Genomic DNA, 19838 nt, shown 5'->3' with positions numbered 1-19838 from the left:
CTGTAAGCGTCAGCCGAAACCGACTTTCAAAAAAGAAGCAGGCGCTTCTCGTTATCATCCGGTATTAGCTCCGGTTTCCCGGAGTTATCCCCGTCTTACAGGCAGGTTACCCACGTGTTACTCACCCGTCCGCCGCTAAATCAGAGGAGCAAGCTCCTCGTCATTCGCTCGACTTGCATGTATTAGGCACGCCGCCAGCGTTCATCCTGAGCCAGGATCAAACTCTCCAATAAAGTGTTTGATATAGCTCTTAATGTTTAAAAATAAGAAATTGATGGGATTGTAAAATCCCTGACTTACTCTGGCTTTTGTTTGGTTTTCAAAGAACTGTTTGTTTCCGTCGCTCTCATTGGCGACAAGGAATATCTTATCAAATCCTGCTTGCTAAGTCAACAACTTTTTTCAATGTTTTTTTGAAGGAAAGTGTGTATCAAAAGCAGCAACGTTTACTACTATACCAGCGATTTCAGGAGTGGTCAACCCTTTTTATCAAAATAAAAAAAGAGCCCGCAGATGAAAACGACCGGGCTCTTGGAATAATTATTTGGTTGCTTCTTTAAGGAGCTCCATTTTTGTAGTCCATGCTTTTTCGCTGAGGTCCACATGATAGGTCTGCGGATTCAGCTTTCGCATGTGCTGAGGCCAGAACATCTTAATCTGGCTGCGGAAATGGGATTTGATTTCATCCACCTGCGGCAAGTCATAAACAAGTTCTCCCTCATTAAAGACCGGCTTGAGCAGTTCTTCCGCTCGGTAGTTATGGATGGTTTTGCTTTTATAGGTTTCCACCGGATCAAAAAGGTAGATGTCTTTTTCCGGAAGGGCTTCGTCTACCATCGCAATGTAATCCGCTTCGGCTTTCCCTGTGTCTTCGTTTACGATACGATATACCGTCTTGAAGCCCGGGTTGGTCACTTTTTCCACATTGCCTGATACTTTTATGGTTGGAACATACTCGCCATTGCTTTCACGGGCAACAAGCTTGTACACTCCGCCAAGTGCCGGCTGGTCAGCAGCTGTAATGAGCTGGGTTCCCACGCCCCAGGAAGTGATCGTAGCACCCTGGCTTTTCAGCTCAGAGATTACTTCTTCATCCAGATCGTTGGAGCCAACGATGACCGTATCCGTCAATCCGGCTTCATCCAGCATTCTTCTCGCCTGAATGGAAAGATACGCAAGATCCCCGCTGTCGAGGCGGATGCCTTTAAGTGTCTTCCCTTTTTCTTTCAATTCCAGGCCAATTTTGATGGCATTTGGAATTCCGCTTTTCATCGTATCGTATGTGTCAACGAGCAAGGTGCTTTGATCCGGAAGAGCTTCGGCAAACTTTCGGAAAGACTCTTCTTCCGTTTCAAAGCTTTGTACCCAGGAGTGAGCGTGAGTGCCCTTGGTCGGAATCCCAAAGTATTTGCCTGCCAACAAATTGGAGGTAGCTTCAAAACCGGCAATATAGGCCGCTCTTGCTCCCCAGATGGCAGCGTCCGCTTCCTGCGCGCGGCGCGATCCGAATTCCATAAAGTAATCTTCAGGTGCCACCTGCTTAATTCTTGCCGCTTTGGTCGCGATCAAGGTTTGGTAATTCATGAAGTTCAATAGAGCCGTTTCGATCAGATGAGCTTCAAAAATTCTCGCTTCGATCCTGAGGAGCGGCTCTCTTGGAAAGACGATGCTCCCTTCCTGAACGGAAGCCAGGCTTCCCGTGAACCGGAATTCCCTCAGTTCCTGAAGAAATCCTTCCTCATATTGTTCTTCCTGTTCTTTTAAATAATTGATATCTTCTTCTGTAAAGCGCAGATTCTGCAAATAATAAACAATACGTTCAAGCCCTGCAAATACAGCATAGCCATTGCCAAACGGGTTTTTGCGATAAAATGCTTCGCAAACGCATTTTTTATTTTGTGTACCGTTTTTCCAATGAGCATACATCATATTGATCTGGTACTTGTCGGTATGTAGTGTCAAATCTTCATGCCGCATCATCGTTCTTCACACCTTTCTCGCCTTATTTTCCCTTAAGTTCACAGTTCCTACTCTACTCGTTATTAAAAAATAAAGAAAGCCCTGAGACCTGAGTCCCGGGCTTACCTTAATATTCAATTCCAGACTTCGTATGGGACTTCTTAAATTCCTCGGGGTTTGGATCAAAATATTTCAAGGTGTAATTCCTGACAAAGCGGCCGTTCTGAAGATAGCCAGAACCCCAGGTCGGATCCATGGTGAGCCAGCGGCCGTCCACCTTTGTTTCTATCCAGGCATGGTCCTGGCCGGCATATCCGATGGCCATCCTTGCTTCCAACCCGCCTGCCCTCAGCAGAGCAATCGCCAAATACGAAAAATCCTGACAGACCCCTTTTTTCTCATGAAGCGTTTTAAGCGCACTGTCATCAAAAGCAAAGGACCGTTTGTCGAGCTTATTGACATCATACTGAATGTTCTTGGCTACGTACTCGTACACGGCTTTTGCTTTGTCTTTGTCATTGTGCCGGTTGGCCATTAACTGAGCCGACAGCCTGCCGATTTCCATATCGTCCGATTGTATGCCTCTTGACGGGAGGCTGTAACGGGCATCATGCTGGTTGTTGTTTTCCATCGTAAAATGGGCAATGCCAACAAAATGCTGAACGCTTGTATTGGCCGAGGAAATTTCCGGCGCAAACACATTCACATCATATTTTCCGGGGCCGAACCGAAGATAAAACTTTCCATCAAACGCGTAGTCTTTCACAGGGACAGCGTACATGGCTTCAAGCGATCCCTTTTTGGTTTGAACAAACACGGTGTCTGTATCTTTGGCAAACGGAGCGTTCGAATCAATTTTTCCTTTAAGTTCATAATCCAGATCGGTTTTTATTCCGCCTGCAGCAGGAGACTCCAGTGTGAATCCTCGCTCGCTGTATTCCTTTGAAAACTCGATCGGCTGGGAAATGGTGTCGGATGTGTTATCTACTTTCAGTTCAGCAGCCTCGTTATAATAATTGGCCACGTTAGATGCAGGTGTCATGACTTTCAGGGTATGAACGCCCTCACCAAAATAAAGAGGCACCTGAGTATCAAAATGTCCGTTTTCAACAGGAACCATAATTTTCGTGACCTGAGTTCCTTTGGACATTTCCACCAGCAAATCCTTCGCTTTATCATCATCGATGGATCCCTTGATATCCACATTTCCGTCTTTTTTCATGTAGCCATCAATGGAAGAGTTCAGCTTCAATTTCTGCTGATACGCATTTTGCGTGTACAGCACATCGCGTTTTACTTCCGGGTTCACGTTGGTTACGTTCATTTGAGCCAAGTCATAATAATAATCCTTGCTTTCATCGCTCGGAAGGCTGACTTTCACATCATATTTGCCTTTCCCGTTAAACAGCTGGACTTTTTGCTTGAACCGTCCATTTTCGATGGGTGCCAAATACTTAAAATGGCTTCCGTCTTTTTCACTGCGGATCGTAATCAGCGTATAGCTTGATTTTAAACGCTTTGTATTATTGATTCTTCCCGTAACCATAAAGGAAGAATTCACACTGAATTCTTTGTATTTGGGACTTGTTAGCGTAGCACCGATCCTTCGGCTGTAGCCGCTGAGCTCCAGACGTTTTAAATCGGCTGTCTCATTATTCTTCTCCGCCGCTTGAGTAAGGGCATTGCCTGGTGTGTCTTTTTTTTCAATAGGGCTGCCTGAGTCCAATAAACTGCAGCCTGGCAAGCTTAAGAGCAGAAACGGAACAATGAAAGTGAGGATCGTTTTCCTCATTGTTTTCACTCCTTACTGTACTTACCTCTATTTTAAGGCATTTACAGGTTGGTGGCTAATCGTATTCATTGTATAGGACAAGACAACGTTGACTCCTACTACTTTATCGACAGCTGCTTGTATGACAGCTTTCTCACTGGGTCTCATTTCCAATTAATACCCGTTGCCAAATTGTGGTTAAACTAAAATGTGAATCCTCCCCCCGCTTTTCACGTATGACAGTACATATTAAAATATAAACAGAACCTTATAAGGGTACAGGTTATGAAGGAGTGTTTACGATCGAGTCTCTTGAATTTTTGCAGAAGGAATTGGAAAGTGTTGAGAAATGGGAAAAGGATCAAAAGGATTTATGGTTTTGGGAAAAGCTTGGACGGATCCCTTTCAAGCTTCTCGATAAAATCACACCAAAATTTTTGCAGGACAAGGCGCTTCAAATCCTCGATGAGATTGGAAGCTATGTTCAAACAGGCGGCAAGTATCTCGTCAGCGGGAAATCCATCTTAAAAAAATTTAAAGAAACAGGAATCCTGCAGGAGGAATTCGCTCCATCAGACATCGCAAACCTTCCACTTGGCGCCATGGACCAGACCGCTTCTTATTTTAAAAGCAGCCGTACCAAAATGGCCGCCGTACAAGGAGCAACAACCGGTGTTGGCGGGCTGTTCACATTAGGGCTCGATATTCCTATCATTCTCGGCCTGTCACTGAAAACCCTTCAGGAAATTGCGATCTCCTACGGCTATAATCCCAACAGCAAAGAGGAACGGATTTTCATCATCAAATGCCTGCAATTCGCTTCTTCGGATTATGTAGGGAAACGGGTGATTTTAGAAGAACTATCCATGACGGATGGCGAGCGGAACCGCCAGGCCATCTCCCAGCTTCAGGGCTGGCGGGAAGTCATCGCTGCCTACCGGGACAACTTCGGGTGGAAAAAATTGTTTCAAATGGTTCCTGTAGCAGGGATTGTTTTCGGGGCGTTTATCAACAAGTCCACTATTGATGAAGTGGCTGAAACGGGCATGATGCTCTACAGAAAACGCAGAATCCTGGAACGAATCCAGCAAATTCAACAGCGACCGGCAGATGAGTAAGAAAGAACTGCTCGCTATCGTCCCGTGCCACCGGAAGCCCGAACGCTGCTTGAAAATCAACGGAAAACCGATGGCCCTGTATGCACGGTGCACCGCACTTTATAGCTCTTACCTGTTGCTTCCTTTCCTCTATTTTGTTCCGCAGCTGCACAGCCTTGCGATCGCGCTCCTTCTTCAGGTTCCCATGCTGGCAGATGGCCTGTCCCAAAAATGGAAATGGCGGGAAATCACCAATACATTAAGGGTAGTGACCGGAGCCATGAGCGGAGTCGGGCAGTGCTTTTTCATATGGTTTATGGCAGATTGGCTGAGCCAAGCACTCAGTTAACTTTCGTAGGAAAGGATGGTTGGAATGTTTATTCTTCAGCTTGTTGCACTATTGAGCTTACTGGTTGCCGGTTTTCAGGTGCTTGCGGTTGGAAACGTGATCGCTGGTGTTTCCCTGATCGGTTCAGGGTCGGTCATCAGCGCTGGCACGTATTATCTCTATTCCAAAAAAGCAAAAAACCGAAAAAAGCAGTCAGGCAAAAAGTCAAAAAGCCTGGATTGCTGCGATTTTGATCTCTGTGACTAATACATAAAAACAAAAAGAAGCAGGACCTTCGTGGTCCTGCTTCTTTTTGCTATATTTGCGGTACCGCTTGTTCTGACTCTGGGAGAGGGGCTTCCTCTTCTACCGGAGTGCTATCTGTTGCATCTGCAGCTGGTGCTTCTTCCTCTGATACCTCTTCTTTTGGTGTCTCTGTTTGAGATGTTTCAGATGGAGAAGGCTCCGCTTTTGGTGTTTCAGAGGTTTCCTTTTGATCCTCCGCTTGCGGTTTCTCTACTTCTTTCTTCGGCTCAGAACGTTTTACTGGTTTCTCCTGAGGCATTTTATCTTTTTCCACATCGGAATCGGATGCTGGCGTTGATTTCTTCTTCAGTTCATCAATCGCACTTTGCGCCTTGTCTCGTGTGCTTTGATTCACGTGCTTTGTGACGAGCAGTGTTTTATAGTATCGAACGGCCATTTCAAGATCCTTGTCTTTGCCTGTTGCCTTTAGAGTGTTCGCTTCACTCAGCAATCGAGTGGCCTGCTCTTGGAGTTGAGCGTCCACTAAAGGAGCCATCCATTGGCTGTCAGCCGCCTTATCAAAGTAATACACCGCTTTTTCACGGTCACTCTCCGTGAAAGTCTTCGCTTTTTTGTAATTGTCGATCGCTTCCTGTCTTGCCACAGCTTTACTCTTTTGATCATCCGGCATGCCGGTAGCGCTGGCAATCGTGCGATAGACTTTTACCAAGTCATCAAAGCTTCCTGATGGATGCTGTTCAAATAAGGCATTCGCAGCAGCTCCAAGTGTATCTTTGTTTAGCCCTTCCTTGCTGTACAACTGGTTGGATTCGCTGGCATAGAAAATGGATTCCTCATATTGTCCTGCAGTTAATAAATCTGAAGCTTTTCTTGAATAGGCCAAGGCCTTTTTGCGGTCAAAGGCTGTTTTCGTCACATCATCACTTACATGAGGTGTTGTGCTCAACAGCTCATAGACGTTTTCTTCTTTTTTCACGTCCTCCAAATCTTTAGCGGATGATAACAGTTGTGTTGCCAACTCATTCAACTTGCCGGCAGATGCACCTGTCTCCCATCTCCCAACGGATTCGGATGCCACGATGACGGCTTCGCTCAAATCATCAATGGAAGCACCTTCTTTAGATGCCGTGTTCATCGCCTGAAGCATCAAGAGGTAGGCATTTAAATGTGACTCTGCTTTTTGATCTTCATCTTCCGGAACATTGGATACCTCTGTGAGTATCCGGTAATTGTTGATGATCTGATCTTTCTTATCTATATAGGTTACAGGGTTGCTGGCAAGAAGATCTGTTTGCTCTAAAAGTCCCTGTGCCGCATCCCCCATCACTTTCTTGAGGTGTCCTATTGGCAAATTAGTCCCGATTAATAGGCTGCCTTGTTCAATGACTTGGGCATATTTTCCTTCCTCTAGCAATTGTTTGAGGGTTTCAAGTTCTTTACCCTCTGGGAGGGGTTCATATTGTCCAGGTTCCCTTGGATCTAAGCCAGCTCTCGCTTTTTCAACCTGCTTTGCCATTAGTCCATCCTTAAGGTTTTTGGCACTTTCGCCATATGTCGGAGAGAATTGAGCGAGCATTTGAAACTTGTTTAAAGCAGCCGCCAAGTTATCGGTTTGTTCCTTTAGAGCAGCTTCCATCACTACACGGTCAACTTCACTATACTCGTTCGGATTCAAGTCCTTGCCAGGGTTTTGGACATTGTACTTACCGACGTAGTATAGAACCTGCTGAGCTTTTTCAGCATCCATCGGCTGCGGCTGATCCGGCTCTTGGTTTCCTTCACCGGGATTTTCTGGATCAACTGGCTTGCTCTTATATATAGAGATTTCCCGTTCGGCAAACTTGGAGAAAAGTTCTGACCTGATCTCTTCTTTCATTTTTGCAAGCTCTTCATTTCCTTCATCATTAAGAGATGAGATCATCTGAAAGCTGGTTAAGCTTTCTGATGTCATGAAGTGATCTTCGAACGCTTTTGCTTTGGCCTCTGCTGCGGCATCGATCACCATTGCAACAAGGTCAGCATACTTTTCGCTTTCTGGTTTGATTTCCTTTTTTCCATAGTACATCACATTATAAAAGTCGTTGTTCGCACTATAGCTGGTTAGACGGTCGTATAACGACTCAGGAACAACAAGGGCCACATCCGGAATTTGGCTGCCCGGGTCTTCTCCCCCTGGATTATCCGGGTTGCCCGGATCAGTTGGCGTTCCTGGGTCTGTCGGGGTGCCAGGGTCAGTTGGCGTCCCTGGATCTGTCGGGGTGCCTGGATCAGTTGGCGTTCCCGGATCTGTCGGGGTGCCTGGATCAGTTGGCGTTCCCGGATCTGTCGGAGTGCCTGGATCAGTTGGCGTTCCTGGATCTGTCGGATCTCCATTGTCAGTAGGGGTTGTTCCATCACCAGGCTGGGGTGACCCATCATCAGGAAGAGTCGTTCCGTCATCTGGGTTAGTTGTATTATCCCCCGGAGGAACCGTCTCATCTCCCTGGTTGTCTGGATCCACTTCATTCCCAGGATTCAATCCTGGAATCGTTGGATCCGCATTAGGAATTTCCGGCGGTGGCGGTGTTGGGATCACAACCTTATCCTGATCCACAAACAATTGAGTAATTGGCTCATCCGGGTTGGATGCATCCACAAGGTATACCGGGCTGTCGGTGTCGTCTTTCAGGGCGAAGTCGTCACCGGTGTTGTCCGGGGAGATTTCGGTTACTCTTCTTTTTGGCTGGTTATCCCTGTCGTCTTTGACCTGGTTGTCATCGGTATTGAGTGTGATGTCCTTGGCTGGTTTGCCCTTGTTCTTTTCTGATTTTGCGGTTTCCACGCTGGCGGTCTCCGTCTTTTGGGTTTGCCAGTAATACGTTCCCGTACCGGCAAGCGCCACAAGTAAGGCGGCAGAAGATGTGAGCATTACCTTCTTCGCCTTCGGGCTTAAAAAACTTTCTTTTTCCTGATCTGCCATGGTTGTCCCTCCCTAGATCAAAACCTTTTTCGATTCCATTTCTTTGATGCGCTGTTTCGCGAGGCTCACATCGGTTGCGTCATCGTTGATTTGAATCACTTTTTTCAGCAGCGGCAATGCCTGTTTGTAGTTCTTTTCTTTTATCTGAAACATTCCGTATATAAAATAGGCGTGGCCGTAAATCGGATTCAGCTTGATGACTTGCTTGTACGTTTTTTCTGCCTTTTTCTTGTCCCCGACTTTTTCGTACAGGATGCCAATATTGAGAATCGTTGTTTTCTCCTGAATTCCCAGGTCAATCACCTGGTTGTACGAGTTCAAGGCTTCTCTATATAAATTTTGGCTTTTCGCCTTTTGCTTTCTATCTTCAGCATATAATCCGTATTCATAGTAGAGCTGGCCGGTCATGTTCAGGTAATCGATATTCGTATAATCATCACGAAGCAGTCCGTTCGCCAGCGTAATCGCATTTTCGTACGTTTTTACCTTTGTGGCATCATCCGTTTGGTTCGTCTTATTGTTGGTGATGTAAGCTTCAACAAGCTTCTTGGCGTACTTTTTGTTTCCTGGATCCAAATCCACCGATTGTTCAAAGAAATCTGCTGCCTCCGAGCTCTTCCCCTGTCTGGTGGCGAGATCACCTTTTAGATAGGCCACAAACGCCTTGGACTGATTGTCCTTCCCTTGCAGCTGCTCCACCAGCGCATTTGCTTTTTTCAGCTGGTTAATGGACGCATAGCTGACAACCAGGTCACGGATGGCGTCCTGGTGGTATTTGTTCTTTTTATCCTTGTATGCTCCCTGGTAATAAGGAATGGCGTCGTTGTAATCCTTCTCCAAAAAGTAGGCGCGGCCCATCAGATAGTTGGCCTCGGTATTCTTTGAAGACAGTTCCTTCTTGAATTTCAAGTCATTCATGTACTGAATGGCCTGCTGGTTCTGCCCCTGGCTGATATAGATCGTGGCCATTTTCGTGTAAAGATCTTCAGTCGGCTTTTTATCGATCGCCTTTTGAATATACTGTTCAGCCTCGCTGTATCTCCGTTCAGAGAACGCTTCGGTTCCCTGCTTTATGTAATCGTTCCATTTCTTTTCCTGAGCTGCCTCGTACAGGTAATAAAGTCCGATGCCAAGGCAGACCGCAGCAACGGTTCCGGCCATCCATTTCCAATGGCGGGAAAAGAACACCTTTGCGTTGAATTTCTGCTTTTCCGTTCTATGTGCTTCAAGCGGCTCAGCCAGTGCGGCGGCTGTTGTCTGTTCCCGTTCCTTGGCGATCAGCTTCAGCTTTTCCGCAGTGGACTGCTGCTCCGCCTCTGCCCTGATCTGATTTTGAATTTCCTCGATAATGATCGACAGCTCTTCCTTGGTCGTAAAGTCAACCGAAGGCAGCTGGGTGCATCGCGTATAAAAAATAAGGGCGGTATTCCAATCCCGGAGTTTTTCAAAATGCTGGGCAGCCTCGAGATAATGCAACGGTACGAGCTCCGGCCGGCGGCTTTCTTCCTCATCACTCAGAAGCATCTGCAGCTCTTCGACGACCGACTTCTGTTCAGGAAACTGCTGCATGATGTATTGGTACTCACTGTGCGCCGCTTTTTTATTGCCCAGTCCTTCAAACCCTGCGGCAATTTGCAGAAGGGTGTCCAGGCTCATGGCACCGAGCGGCACGGAAGGTTTTTTCGAAGCCATATATCGTTCATGGCTGTTCATCACAAAGCTTTTCACACTCTCGGGAAAAACCTCGTACCACTGTGAAAATGAAGGACATTCTTGCAAACTCTCACTCTTCCAAGCTTGTTCGAACAGCGCCTCACCCTTTTCACCCAAGGTCTTTCCAACAACACCTTTAAGCTTTTTATAGCGTTCACTGTCGCTTTGCATCTCATCGGTATCAAAATAACTGAAGTCATCTGCCTTCAGACTGCGTACTTCCTTATCGTGCCAGGATGCCATTTCCGCGATTAAAACCGCTCCCGCAAAACGGTCGGCCTCCTTTGACCAGATGCCAACCTTCACATAATTGGCCGCATATCCGGGCGATCCACCCGGCAGGGCTTTGGGCTCGTCCAATTCGGGTGCGTATAGCTCCTCGATATCAATCAGTTCAATATCGGCAAAAATGGGCCGGGCACTTTCCCCAAGAAACGGCAGCATCACGTTGCTTGATGACAGGTCACAATGAGCCACGCCTGCCTCTTCCAGCTCTTTTAAAAGAAAAGCCATCAAGCAGGCAATACGAAGACAGGTATCTTTGGACAGTGCCTGCTCACCCATCAGAATGTCGGCCCATGTAGGACCATCGATCCATGGCATGATCAAGGCATAGTTCAAGTCGTCATACTGGCCGACCTGCCTCGCATGCTCGTCTTCCTCGATCACCGAACGCAGACAGGCAGACAGCCCGTAAAAGGAAGAATAGTTTTTAAGCTGTTCGGATAGGCGGACCTGATTCTTATTTTTAAACCGGTCCCTGAACACCTTCAGTGCCGCTTTATTTCTCGTATTCTCTTCTTTGATCTGGTAGACCGTACCCTGGCGCCCTTCCTGTCCGTAAGGAATATCAATTCCCACAACGGCGGGGTGCTTGGGGAACGTATATCTCCTTCCAAACAGGCGAATGCTTTCGCCAACTTCCGGCTGAAAACTCATAATGCCAAACTCCTATCCCTGAGACCATTAGGCTATGTAATTGCCAATGATATACATTCTCTTTTTTCGACAATGATAAACCATGAATCTATTGCTTTCTGTATTATTTTACAAAACCCGCGCTCAATAATACACACCCTTTTATCTCTCAGGCGGTCTTGCCCATGCCATCGATGGCCAATCCGAGCAAAAGAAAAAAGAGGAATGAAACGACAATCATGGCAAGCCTTGCGAGCAGTCTATTCCATTTGTATACGAAGGCGGCAATATAATAGGCCGGTCCAAAGAGCAGAATCGCTCCCATCCCATCCAAATGAATGTCCAGGAAACTCCCAAAACAAAAGACCAGCCAAAGGAATTGACTAGTCTTTCTGGTTTGCTTTAAATCAACCGATTCCTTATTGTGCGTCGACTGTGCGGAAACGAGTTGCGATTTGGCGAAGCTCTTGGTCGATGTTGTCAAGTAACTGTACATAAGCCTCCATATGGCGGCGAGATTGTTCGAATTGGTCGAAGAAGCGTTTTTTCGTTGCTCCATCCCATTTCCCTTCAAGTGATTGAAGTGCCTGGTAAAGCTGTTGTGTTTGCTGGCGGCTGTTGTCGGATCCGCTTCTGAATTTTTGTGCGATAGCTTCTAGTTCTTCTGGTGTTACGAGGATTCTTACTGACATTCATTTCATCTCCTTTTTTTCCATTATGAGGCAAATATACAATACATTTACCCAGTTAGAAACATCCGAAACCCTTTTTCATCCTTTTTTCCTATGCAATTTGGTACACATGTACCTGCCTGACCACTCCTACATTTCTAAAACTTGGTTTTTCTCACGGACTATAGACTCCCATTGGTGCTGTTCTTCGGCCGAGATAAACGGAAGGGCCGCCTTGATCCTCGTATGCTTTCCTTTAATAATATAGCCGTCACCTGCAGGAAGCTCCTTATCCGTCTCCGCGTGCGGAAGACGCATGTTAAAGAAGTACAGGTCGTTGCTTAAGGTAGAGCCCAGCAGGAATCCGGCAAACTTTTTCTTGATGTTCATGAACCACGCATCATGCATATAACTGTTCATGCTCGTAAGCGAACCGGCCATCATAAAGTGAATGTTCTTCTGCCGTGCTTCTCTCGTCAGCTTTTCCAAGTGATCCTTGATTTCAAAATCCATGTTCATCTGCTGCATGAAATTTTCTGCATCATCGATCACAATGACGACTGGCGAGTACGCATTGTCTTCCTGGCCGCTTCCCCACCCAAAGGAAAGGCTGTCGGTCTTGCGCTCGTCCATTTTAGCGGCGATGTCGTTAAACAGCTCCTTCGCCTGCATAAAATCAGTGGCATACCCTTTAACATGCGGAAAGCTGGCCATGCTCATGATTCCCTTGGATTGCGGCTCCATTTCAATCAAATAGAGATCGATCTGATCCGGTCGGTACTGGTACATCATTGACAAGGTCAGGGACTGCAGCAGTGACGTTTTGCCGGATTCCACACGCCCCGTCACAAAGACATGGTCCGCGTCATCCAGATCCAGCGACTGAATATCGAGATCTTCCACATCAATACCGTACGGCAAAAGCTTAGTATCGGCAGGCGGAAACTCATCAAGCAGCTGGTTGAGCGAAATTTCGCTCGGCAGCATCTGGATCGGCTTGGCCCGCTCGTTCTTCGCTTCCTCCATCATTTTTCCTGATAGTTCGCGGATAAAGGATACCTTCTCAAGCTCGCTGCCGCCATTGTAAGGAAGCATCGCCTGAAAAATATGCGGCGGATTGTGGCCCTTCACAAAGCCCCGGCCCTCCGGAAGGTTGACGGCTTCAAAGTTCGGCCGTCCGACCGCATAGTAATAGTCGGTCGGATCCGCAAGCTCGAACGCCACCATGGACGTGAAATTGCTTCGATAGCGTTCGTACATGTCATTGGTCTGGTTCGCCGTCACAAACACGAGGATGCCGTATGTGGCTCCTTCTCGCAGGATGGTTTCGAGCTTCTCATTTTCAAACTCAAACGTGGAACGGAACCGGTGATAGCCATCAATGCAGAGCAATAGCACCGGCAGCGATTTCTTCGTGATGCTGCGGTACGTTTCCAGAGAACTAACGCCTTCATTGGAAAAAAGCTCTTTGCGCACCTGCAGTTCCTTCAAGAAATAACGGAACAGCCGCTGTATTTTTTCGGTATCTTCTTCATGCACCACACCGCCCACCTGCGGAAAACGGGAAAAGTCCTTCATCCGCCGGCTGAAGTCAATAATATAGGTGTACAGATCACGCGGACCGTGATGATGGAACAGCGACAGCAGCACCGACTGCAGAAACGTTGTCTTCCCTGTTCCCGGCATGCCAAATGCCATCAGGTGCCCTTCCTTCAAATCAATATGGAGCGGATATTGATCCTGATTTTCCACGTCATCAATCATACCGGCGGCAGGTTCCATCCATTTGCCTTCCTCATTCCAAGTATTTGACGTCCACTTGTCTGTTTCGACCAGATGGGTGATTGGCAAGTTTTCCGGAAGCGGCTGCAGCCATGGACCCGGAAGCGGCTGAACCCCGTTCTTTTTTGCTTCTTCCTTCATATAACGGATGAGCACCTGAATCTGCTTTTCCGCCGTTTTGCTGTCGGTTTTAATTTTCTTCTGCACTTCATCCGTCCCATCGAGCTTCACTTCTGAAATGGTGACGATATTGTTTTCCTCGTCGTTTTCCGGATGATAGCCGGCACCGCTCCACGCGGACTGGAAGTATTCGAGTACTTCATTATTTCCGACCTGAAAATAGGCACGGCCCGGCACATTGATGCTCGAGGCGTTCGGAATCTTGATCATCTCCCGGCTGTCATTGTCATCCTGCACGCGCAGACAAACTCGGAACCGTGAGTTACTCCAGATTTTATCGTCCACCACTCCGGCCGGCTTTTGGGTGGCCAGCAGAAGATGGACCCCAAGCGTACGTCCGATCGCCGCAATGGAAATAAGCTCGTCCATGAACTCTGGCTGGTCCTTTTTCAGCTGGGCAAATTCATCAATGATAATGAACAAGTGAGGCAGCGGTTCCTTCGTCTTCCACTCGGACTTGAAGTATTCATCAATATGCTGGATGTTGCCCGCACGGTTGAACAGCTTCTGCCGACGTTCAAGCTCGGCGCGAAGCGATATTTTGGCCCGGTTGATCAGGTTCGGATCCTCCAGGTTCGTGATGGTCGCCACCACATGCGGCAGTCCCTGAAACGTGTTGGACATTCCGCCGCCTTTATAGTCGATCAGCATGAATGCCATGTCATGCGGATGGTAAGTGGCCGCAAGCGAAAGGATCATCGACTGGATGACCTCACTCTTACCGGAACCGGTCGTACCCGCCATTAATCCGTGTGGCCCATGCCCCTTCTTTTCAATCTTGTCGTGTATGTTCAAATAAACCGGTTTACGCCCTTCTCTTACACCGATCGGAACCGGCAGTGTGTCCGGATAGCGGTTTTCGTTCCATTTGTTGATCACATCAAGCTCTTCCACTTTTTTTACACCGTACATATCAAGGAAGGAAAGCACTTTTGGAATCACGCCGGCCGAAGACTGCTTCACCCTGAGCGGTGCAATCATCCGTGACATGTTCTGCGCTTCAATGAGCGAGAAATGATCAATGGCAATTTTTTCGGAACCGGTAAAATAAACCACTTCATCCTCGTCATTTGAGAAGGTTTCATAGAGCTGGGCCACACCGTCCCGCACTTCCACAATAAGCTCGCACTCCATCGGAAGGGCTTCCTTTGTCGGAGCCATCAGCACGGCAGACGCACCGATCGCGTCCCCTTGCTTTAAAATGAGCGGCAGGAGGGAATCATCCTCCAACAGCGCCAGGCTTGGCAAAAAGAACACATACTCGGGAATGTGGATAACATCAGTGTTGTCTTTTCCCTCCTGCTCGAGACGGCGGATATTGAGCTTGCTGTAGAGCCGCTCAAACAGCTTTTGGGCCATGAGCTTTCCTTCTGCTGCATAGCGGCGTTCGCGGTCTTCATCCCACACGTGCGGAAGCCACTTCATCCAGCCCCACTGCTCACTCTCATTTTCCGTATAAGCGGTAACCAGCTTGACCTCTTCCGGCGACTGGTGCGTGACGAGCTGAAGCGCCAGCACACGGGCCATCTCAAGGATATCTCCGCGGTCCCCGACCAATCCAACCACGCGCTTTTCCTGCAGCGGAATGGAGACTGGCACATTCTGAAGCTCCAGGTAGTCGGTCTGCAGCTTTTGCGCCTCTGCAATCAGCGGGTTCACGTCATACCCATCCTGCGCCGGCACCTCGATCTCCATCTGAAACGGTCGGGAGCCAAGGCCGAACCTCAAATCCATAAAGTCTTCAGAGTTATACGCCCGTTCCCAGAGCGAGCTTTTGCGGTCGGCAATCCTGCGTACACAATCCTTAGGGTTCGGATCTTTGTCCCGCAAAAACTGGGACTGCCTGTTTTTCAAATCTTCAATTTCGGCATGATGCTTTTTGATCTGTTCGTAATATTCGTTGTGCAGCTGTTCCACTTCCAGCCGGTACGTTTTCTTTTTCCTGAAATGGATCACGATTGTCGCAAGGTATGAGCCAAGCATCGGTATACTCATCGCCATCATAAAAATGGCATAGCTCGCGCTGTTGTACATCGTTTTTGAGATGTAGTACATGATCCCGACCGTGGCGAGTGTCAGAAAGATGGGTATGATCATCGACTCGAACGAAAACTTCGGTTCGCTCGGTTCCGCTTTCGGGCGGTGGACGACCATTCTTCCTGACGGCATGGCCAGCTTAAGCCGCGGTGCCCGTTTAAAATACGGCGATTTTCTCATCCCGTTCCCTCCTATTCAATAATCTTCCAGGCATAGCCGCTTTCGGCCTGAACCTGAGCCTGATCCTCTTCTGTATCGTCATCGGCAACAAAGTCATCTTCTTTTGGGAGAGACGACTGTCCTTCCCGGCAAAATCGCATAAATGCTCCGTCCCAGATACCTGCCTCGCTCAGCGATTTCTTTTTCTCCAGCCGGAACCAGTTCTTCTGGTTAAACGAGTACTCCAGGTCATAGGGCTCCTCTCCCCAGCCCCGTTCAAAACCGAGCCACTCGTGTAGCGCCTCGGCGATTTTTTTGCTTTCCAGATGATTGGGCAGGCGCAAATCCCGCTCCTGCTCATTATGTATAAACGTCAAAATAATGTCTTCCATCCTTCTTCCTCCTACCAGGCGATATCCAAAAAGGAAAGATCATCACTTAATGGGGACTGCAGCGACTTTTTCACAAGAATCTGCAGCTGATCGGTCGAAGGCAATGTGTTCAAACCGTCGATCGTTGAAAATCCATCCGAATAAACCGCAATCCGCCGTGTGTCTTTAAGCGTGCTTCCCGTTGCGATTTGAATCTTCCCGCCGATGATGCCGTCTTTAGTGGACCAGCGCTTTTTCGTATCCGAAGTGATGTGCGGATTAGAAATCTCTTCAGCCTCACCCCAGAGCCTGAGCCGCAAATCTCCGGATGAAGCGAGAAAAACGTGAGCCTTATGCGTGATATCATCGGCCATGTCGATCCGACCGCACAAAAACATCGTCTCACTGCCGTTTGTCCGCTTCTCCTCCAGCACTTCCCTCAGGATGGGCGGCATCGATCCCGGCAGCCGGTGCCTTCTGATCGCCTCTGTCCCTTTGGCCGTCAGCTCCCCCAGGTGTTCTGTCAGTTTTTCTTTGATTAAGGACTCGTCCTTTAACTCTTCAGGCGTCTGGCTTCCCAGCCATTGAAGAAGCTCTTCGGATAAAAAGCGTGCAGCCAAATCTCCGCAAAACGACAGGCTGACCCCGTCGCACACGGCAAACACAAGGCTTCTCTCCTTCACTTCAAATGCGAGAAAATCCTGTCCGAAATCGTCCGCTTCCTGAGTCTCGTTCGCCCGGGCATACCCATATCGTATCGAAAAAGGATCCCGGTACACAGATGATACCGGCGTTTCTTTCTTTTGGTCACTGTAGAACGTGTACATGAACTCACCTCAAACCGGTTGGATTTTTTATCGTACAGGTGTGGCAGCAGACATCTGAAAGCCAAGAGAAACCAGATCGGCATTCGTTCCCGGCAGCATCATCAGCGCTCCCGGTTCAATTTTATAGCCGGTTTCGATCATCATTTCACGGTAGCTTTCCGGCAGCGGGCTCGACAGACGCTTCAGCTTGTTGCCGTAGTCTTCATCCAGCACGGTTTCATACATGATCCCCGGCCATTTTTTCGAATTCTCAATAGGCTTGGACAAAATTTCGTCCGATATAAAAATATTTTCCACAAGCACTTTGCCATCCGGCACGGTAAGATTCATGATCCGCTGCACAATCGGCTCAGGATCCTCTCCTGTATAAGCACCGTCAGTCATGTGGCAAATTAATGGTGCCGGACAATCCTGCATCTTGTCCAGTTCCAGAAGCAGAATTTTTTCCGCAGCGGAAAATGCCTTGGCCGTATTTGTCAGACGCTGGGTCTGCACATTATCGAGCGGCTTCATGCGGGCAAGCTCATCAATGCTCTTAATGCCGCCGAGTACATCAAAAACATTGTCACTGTAGGCCAGAATCGAAACCTTATAGCGGGGGCTCAGCCGGCTTCCTTTTGTTGACCGGAACACCATCTGACGGATGGCTGAGTTCAGCGCGCTCGTCACGACATCGATCCGTCTTTTTTCCTGGTGGTTCCCCGCATCCATCAACTGGTTCATCGAGGCACTGATGTCGAGCAAGTACATAATATACGCGGGTGTTTGCTGTGTTGCTTGAAGGCGATAATCCATTTATTTTCCGTCCCCTAGTTTAATAGTTTTAGTTAGTTCCTACTCTATATTGTAAGAAAAAAAGCTGGAAAAGTGTAGGTCAGAAGAGCAATCCAGCTACTATGTGACTATTTCCCTATTTCCTGTTTTTTAATACAGTGTTTTCCAGATGATTTTTGGAGCACATTGCTTATTAGAAAGGTTTACTCACGGATTTTGGTTAGTTACTCACCATTTTTGAAGATTTACTCTCAGAAATGGATCCTTTACTCACCGTTTTAAGGCTATTACTCACGGAAATAACTCATTTACTCACCATTCAAGTCATTTTCGTAATAAACACCAGCATAACAAAAAAAAACCCGGACAGCTGTCCGGGCTCCTCACTTATCTTCCTACTCCACCAAGAAAGCAAAGTAACAAACGAAGATGACAAACAATACATACATGATCGGGTGAATTTCTTTGGCGCGGCCCTTCACGAGCATCGTTACCGGGTACATGACAAACCCGAGCGCTATCCCTGTGGCAATTGAGTACGTGAGCGGCATTGCGATGATCGTCAGGAATGCCGGTACGGCTATCTCAAGCTTTTCCCATTCAATCTTGCCAAGCACACCAACCATGAGCACACCGACAACGATCAAGGCCGGAGCGGTTACAGCTGGGGTGACTACTACCAACAGTGGTGAGAAAAACAACGCTAATAATAGGAACAAACCCGTTACGACAGAAGTAAAACCTGTACGTCCGCCCGCTGCAACACCGGAGGCTGACTCGATGTAAGCGGTGGTGGATGATGTACCAAGAGTTGCACCAACCACGATTGCCGATGAATCCGCTAACAACGCGCGTCCTGCACGCGGAAGCTTGTTTTCTTTCATGATTCCGGCCTGGCTCGCTACTGCCATGATCGTTCCAGCCGTATCAAAGAAATCAACGAAGAAGAATGTTAACACAACGACAATGATATGCGGTGTAAAGACTTTATCGAAGTTCGTGAACGCTTCGCCAAACGTTGGCGCAAGGCTCGGAACAGAACCAACAATTTTGGAAGGTGTATCGATCAGTCCGAAGATCATGCCGACAACCGCCGTAATAACCATTCCGTAAAAAATCCCGCCGCGCACACCGCGGACAACCATCAAAATCGTTACGATGAATCCGAAAATCGCAAGCAGTGTATCCGGCTTCGTCAAGTGGCCAAGCCCTACAAATGTTGCTTCATTGGATACGACAATCCCTGCACTCTTTAAACCGATAAAAGCAATAAACAAACCGATTCCGCATGCGGTTGCGTATTTTAGTTCAACCGGAATCGCGTTGATGATCGTTTCACGAATTTTAAAAATGGTGATCGCAATAAAAATAAGTCCGGATAACAAAACACCTGAAAGGGCGGTCTGCCAAGGAATCCCCATGCCAAGCACAACGGAAAACGTAAAGAACGCGTTTAGTCCCATTCCCGGCGCAAGTGCGATCGGGTATTTGGCCACAAGCCCCATAAATAACGTTCCGTATGCCGCAGCCAGAGCTGTTGCGGTAAATACGGCACCCTTGTCCATGCCCGTTTCACCCAACACGGACGGGTTGATAAAAAGGATATACGCCATGGACAGGAACGTTGTCAGTCCTGCGATAAATTCTTTCCGGTACGTGGTACCATGCTTGTCGAAGTTGAAGTAATTCTTCATGTTCATCCCCCTGATTTCTCTAATATGAAAAAACAAAAAAAGCTCAAGGCGTTTATTTCTGCCTTGAGCTAACATACAAAGGGAACGGAAAAAGATATGATAAATCTGCTGCAGCTGCTGCAAATCACATATACAATTCCATGTACCTTCGTAGTCAGGCCATTTACGGCAGCCTGGTAGAAACTTTTGGGCCATATTCCCAAATTTATACGAATGACTTAAGCACTCACGGTTAAAGCGGTCAAAAGCTTTGATCCTGTGACTTTTATACTGTATACATGGAAATTATACAAATTGCTACACGTTTCGTCAATCTATTTCCGAATATTTT

At 47.6% G+C, this 19838-nt stretch carries 14 protein-coding genes, 1 rRNA gene and 1 riboswitch; of the genes, 3 read left to right on the top strand and 12 right to left on the bottom strand.

Features of this window, described 5'->3' with window-relative positions; all coding sequences use genetic code 11:
• From AS030_RS21520 to AS030_RS21510, 3 genes are all read right to left on the bottom strand, one after another.
• Positions 1–233 (bottom strand): 16S ribosomal RNA (locus AS030_RS21520); the annotation flags it as partial.
• A 307-nt stretch (positions 234–540) separates the two neighbouring features.
• Positions 541–1977 carry a nicotinate phosphoribosyltransferase gene (locus tag AS030_RS21515; RefSeq protein WP_061975608.1) on the bottom strand — a complete coding sequence of 479 codons (1437 nt, stop codon included), beginning with the start codon at positions 1975–1977 and terminating at the stop codon, positions 541–543.
• A 109-nt stretch (positions 1978–2086) separates the two neighbouring features.
• Entirely contained in the window at positions 2087–3751 is a 1665-nt protein-coding gene (locus AS030_RS21510; RefSeq protein WP_061975596.1) for a transglutaminase domain-containing protein, read from the bottom strand.
• Positions 3752–4023: 272 nt separating this feature from the next.
• Here AS030_RS21510 and AS030_RS21505 point away from each other — a divergent pair, with 272 nt between their 5' ends.
• Genes AS030_RS21505 through AS030_RS21495 form a run of 3 tightly spaced genes read left to right on the top strand, consistent with a single transcriptional unit; the run spans position 4024 to position 5422 of the window.
• Positions 4024–4848 (top strand): EcsC family protein, encoded by an 825-nt coding sequence (locus tag AS030_RS21505; protein WP_061975594.1) that lies wholly within the window; start codon positions 4024–4026, stop codon positions 4846–4848.
• Positions 4841–5176, top strand: coding sequence for a DUF2085 domain-containing protein (locus tag AS030_RS21500; protein ID WP_074440643.1), 336 nt, complete (start codon positions 4841–4843; stop codon positions 5174–5176). The genes AS030_RS21505 and AS030_RS21500 overlap by 8 nt, the downstream gene beginning before the upstream one ends.
• A 24-nt stretch (positions 5177–5200) precedes the next feature.
• Positions 5201–5422 (top strand): hypothetical protein, encoded by a 222-nt coding sequence (locus AS030_RS21495; protein ID WP_061975590.1) that lies wholly within the window; start codon positions 5201–5203, stop codon positions 5420–5422.
• A gap of 49 nt (positions 5423–5471) precedes the next feature.
• Here the strand turns inward: AS030_RS21495 and AS030_RS24095 are convergent, their stop codons facing one another.
• The 9 genes from AS030_RS24095 to AS030_RS21455 all read right to left on the bottom strand — a co-directional run bounded on the left by AS030_RS24095 (position 5472) and on the right by AS030_RS21455 (position 19507).
• Positions 5472–8381 (bottom strand): hypothetical protein, encoded by a 2910-nt coding sequence (locus AS030_RS24095; protein WP_218061148.1) that lies wholly within the window; start codon positions 8379–8381, stop codon positions 5472–5474.
• A 12-nt stretch (positions 8382–8393) separates the two neighbouring features.
• Positions 8394–11033: a tetratricopeptide repeat protein gene (locus AS030_RS21485; RefSeq protein ID WP_061975588.1), complete on the bottom strand. Its 2640-nt coding sequence runs from the start codon at positions 11031–11033 to the stop codon at positions 8394–8396.
• A gap of 148 nt (positions 11034–11181) precedes the next feature.
• Positions 11182–11337, bottom strand: a complete 156-nt coding sequence (locus AS030_RS23870) for a hypothetical protein (RefSeq protein WP_156412604.1) — start codon at positions 11335–11337, stop codon at positions 11182–11184.
• Between the two features lie 94 nt (positions 11338–11431).
• Positions 11432–11704, bottom strand: coding sequence for a WXG100 family type VII secretion target (locus tag AS030_RS21480; RefSeq protein WP_061975586.1), 273 nt, complete (start codon positions 11702–11704; stop codon positions 11432–11434).
• A 129-nt stretch (positions 11705–11833) separates the two neighbouring features.
• Positions 11834–15862, bottom strand: a complete 4029-nt coding sequence (essC, locus tag AS030_RS21475; RefSeq protein ID WP_061975584.1) for a type VII secretion protein EssC — start codon at positions 15860–15862, stop codon at positions 11834–11836.
• Between the two features lie 11 nt (positions 15863–15873).
• Positions 15874–16233, bottom strand: a complete 360-nt coding sequence (locus AS030_RS21470; RefSeq protein ID WP_061975581.1) for an EsaB/YukD family protein — start codon at positions 16231–16233, stop codon at positions 15874–15876.
• An 11-nt stretch (positions 16234–16244) separates the two neighbouring features.
• The gene (locus AS030_RS21465; protein ID WP_061975579.1) at positions 16245–17039 is read right to left on the bottom strand and encodes a hypothetical protein; all 795 of its coding nucleotides are present in this window, start codon (positions 17037–17039) and stop codon (positions 16245–16247) included.
• Positions 17040–17066: 27 nt separating this feature from the next.
• On the bottom strand, positions 17067–17834 hold the full coding sequence (locus AS030_RS21460; RefSeq protein ID WP_061975577.1) for a vWA domain-containing protein: 768 nt from the start codon (positions 17832–17834) through the stop codon (positions 17067–17069).
• Positions 17835–18208: 374 nt separating this feature from the next.
• Positions 18209–19507, bottom strand: a complete 1299-nt coding sequence (locus AS030_RS21455; protein WP_061975575.1) for an NCS2 family permease — start codon at positions 19505–19507, stop codon at positions 18209–18211.
• A gap of 131 nt (positions 19508–19638) precedes the next feature.
• Positions 19639–19740, bottom strand: a riboswitch (purine riboswitch).
• Positions 19741–19838: the final 98 nt, after the last annotated feature.

It is taken from the genome of Fictibacillus enclensis (genome assembly GCF_001457035.1).
GTDB lineage: Bacteria > Bacillota > Bacilli > Bacillales > Fictibacillaceae > Fictibacillus_C > Fictibacillus_C enclensis.
This window is presented reverse-complemented; position numbering and strand designations above follow the sequence as displayed.

What these genes read in the sequence shown, in the direction of transcription:
- AS030_RS21515 (WP_061975608.1), bottom strand. Translation starts at nt 1,977, where the DNA reads ATGCGGCATGAAGATTTGACACTACATACCGACAAGTACCAGATCAAT.
- AS030_RS21510 (WP_061975596.1), bottom strand. Translation starts at nt 3,751, where the DNA reads ATGAGGAAAACGATCCTCACTTTCATTGTTCCGTTTCTGCTCTTAAGC.
- AS030_RS21500 (WP_074440643.1), top strand. Translation starts at nt 4,841, where the DNA reads ATGAGTAAGAAAGAACTGCTCGCTATCGTCCCGTGCCACCGGAAGCCC.
- AS030_RS21495 (WP_061975590.1), top strand. Translation starts at nt 5,201, where the DNA reads ATGTTTATTCTTCAGCTTGTTGCACTATTGAGCTTACTGGTTGCCGGT.
- AS030_RS24095 (WP_218061148.1), bottom strand. Translation starts at nt 8,381, where the DNA reads ATGGCAGATCAGGAAAAAGAAAGTTTTTTAAGCCCGAAGGCGAAGAAG.
- AS030_RS21485 (WP_061975588.1), bottom strand. Translation starts at nt 11,033, where the DNA reads ATGAGTTTTCAGCCGGAAGTTGGCGAAAGCATTCGCCTGTTTGGAAGG.
- AS030_RS23870 (WP_156412604.1), bottom strand. Translation starts at nt 11,337, where the DNA reads ATGGGAGCGATTCTGCTCTTTGGACCGGCCTATTATATTGCCGCCTTC.
- AS030_RS21480 (WP_061975586.1), bottom strand. Translation starts at nt 11,704, where the DNA reads ATGTCAGTAAGAATCCTCGTAACACCAGAAGAACTAGAAGCTATCGCA.
- essC (WP_061975584.1), bottom strand. Translation starts at nt 15,862, where the DNA reads ATGAGAAAATCGCCGTATTTTAAACGGGCACCGCGGCTTAAGCTGGCC.
- AS030_RS21470 (WP_061975581.1), bottom strand. Translation starts at nt 16,233, where the DNA reads ATGGAAGACATTATTTTGACGTTTATACATAATGAGCAGGAGCGGGAT.
- AS030_RS21465 (WP_061975579.1), bottom strand. Translation starts at nt 17,039, where the DNA reads ATGTACACGTTCTACAGTGACCAAAAGAAAGAAACGCCGGTATCATCT.
- AS030_RS21460 (WP_061975577.1), bottom strand. Translation starts at nt 17,834, where the DNA reads ATGGATTATCGCCTTCAAGCAACACAGCAAACACCCGCGTATATTATG.
- AS030_RS21455 (WP_061975575.1), bottom strand. Translation starts at nt 19,507, where the DNA reads ATGAAGAATTACTTCAACTTCGACAAGCATGGTACCACGTACCGGAAA.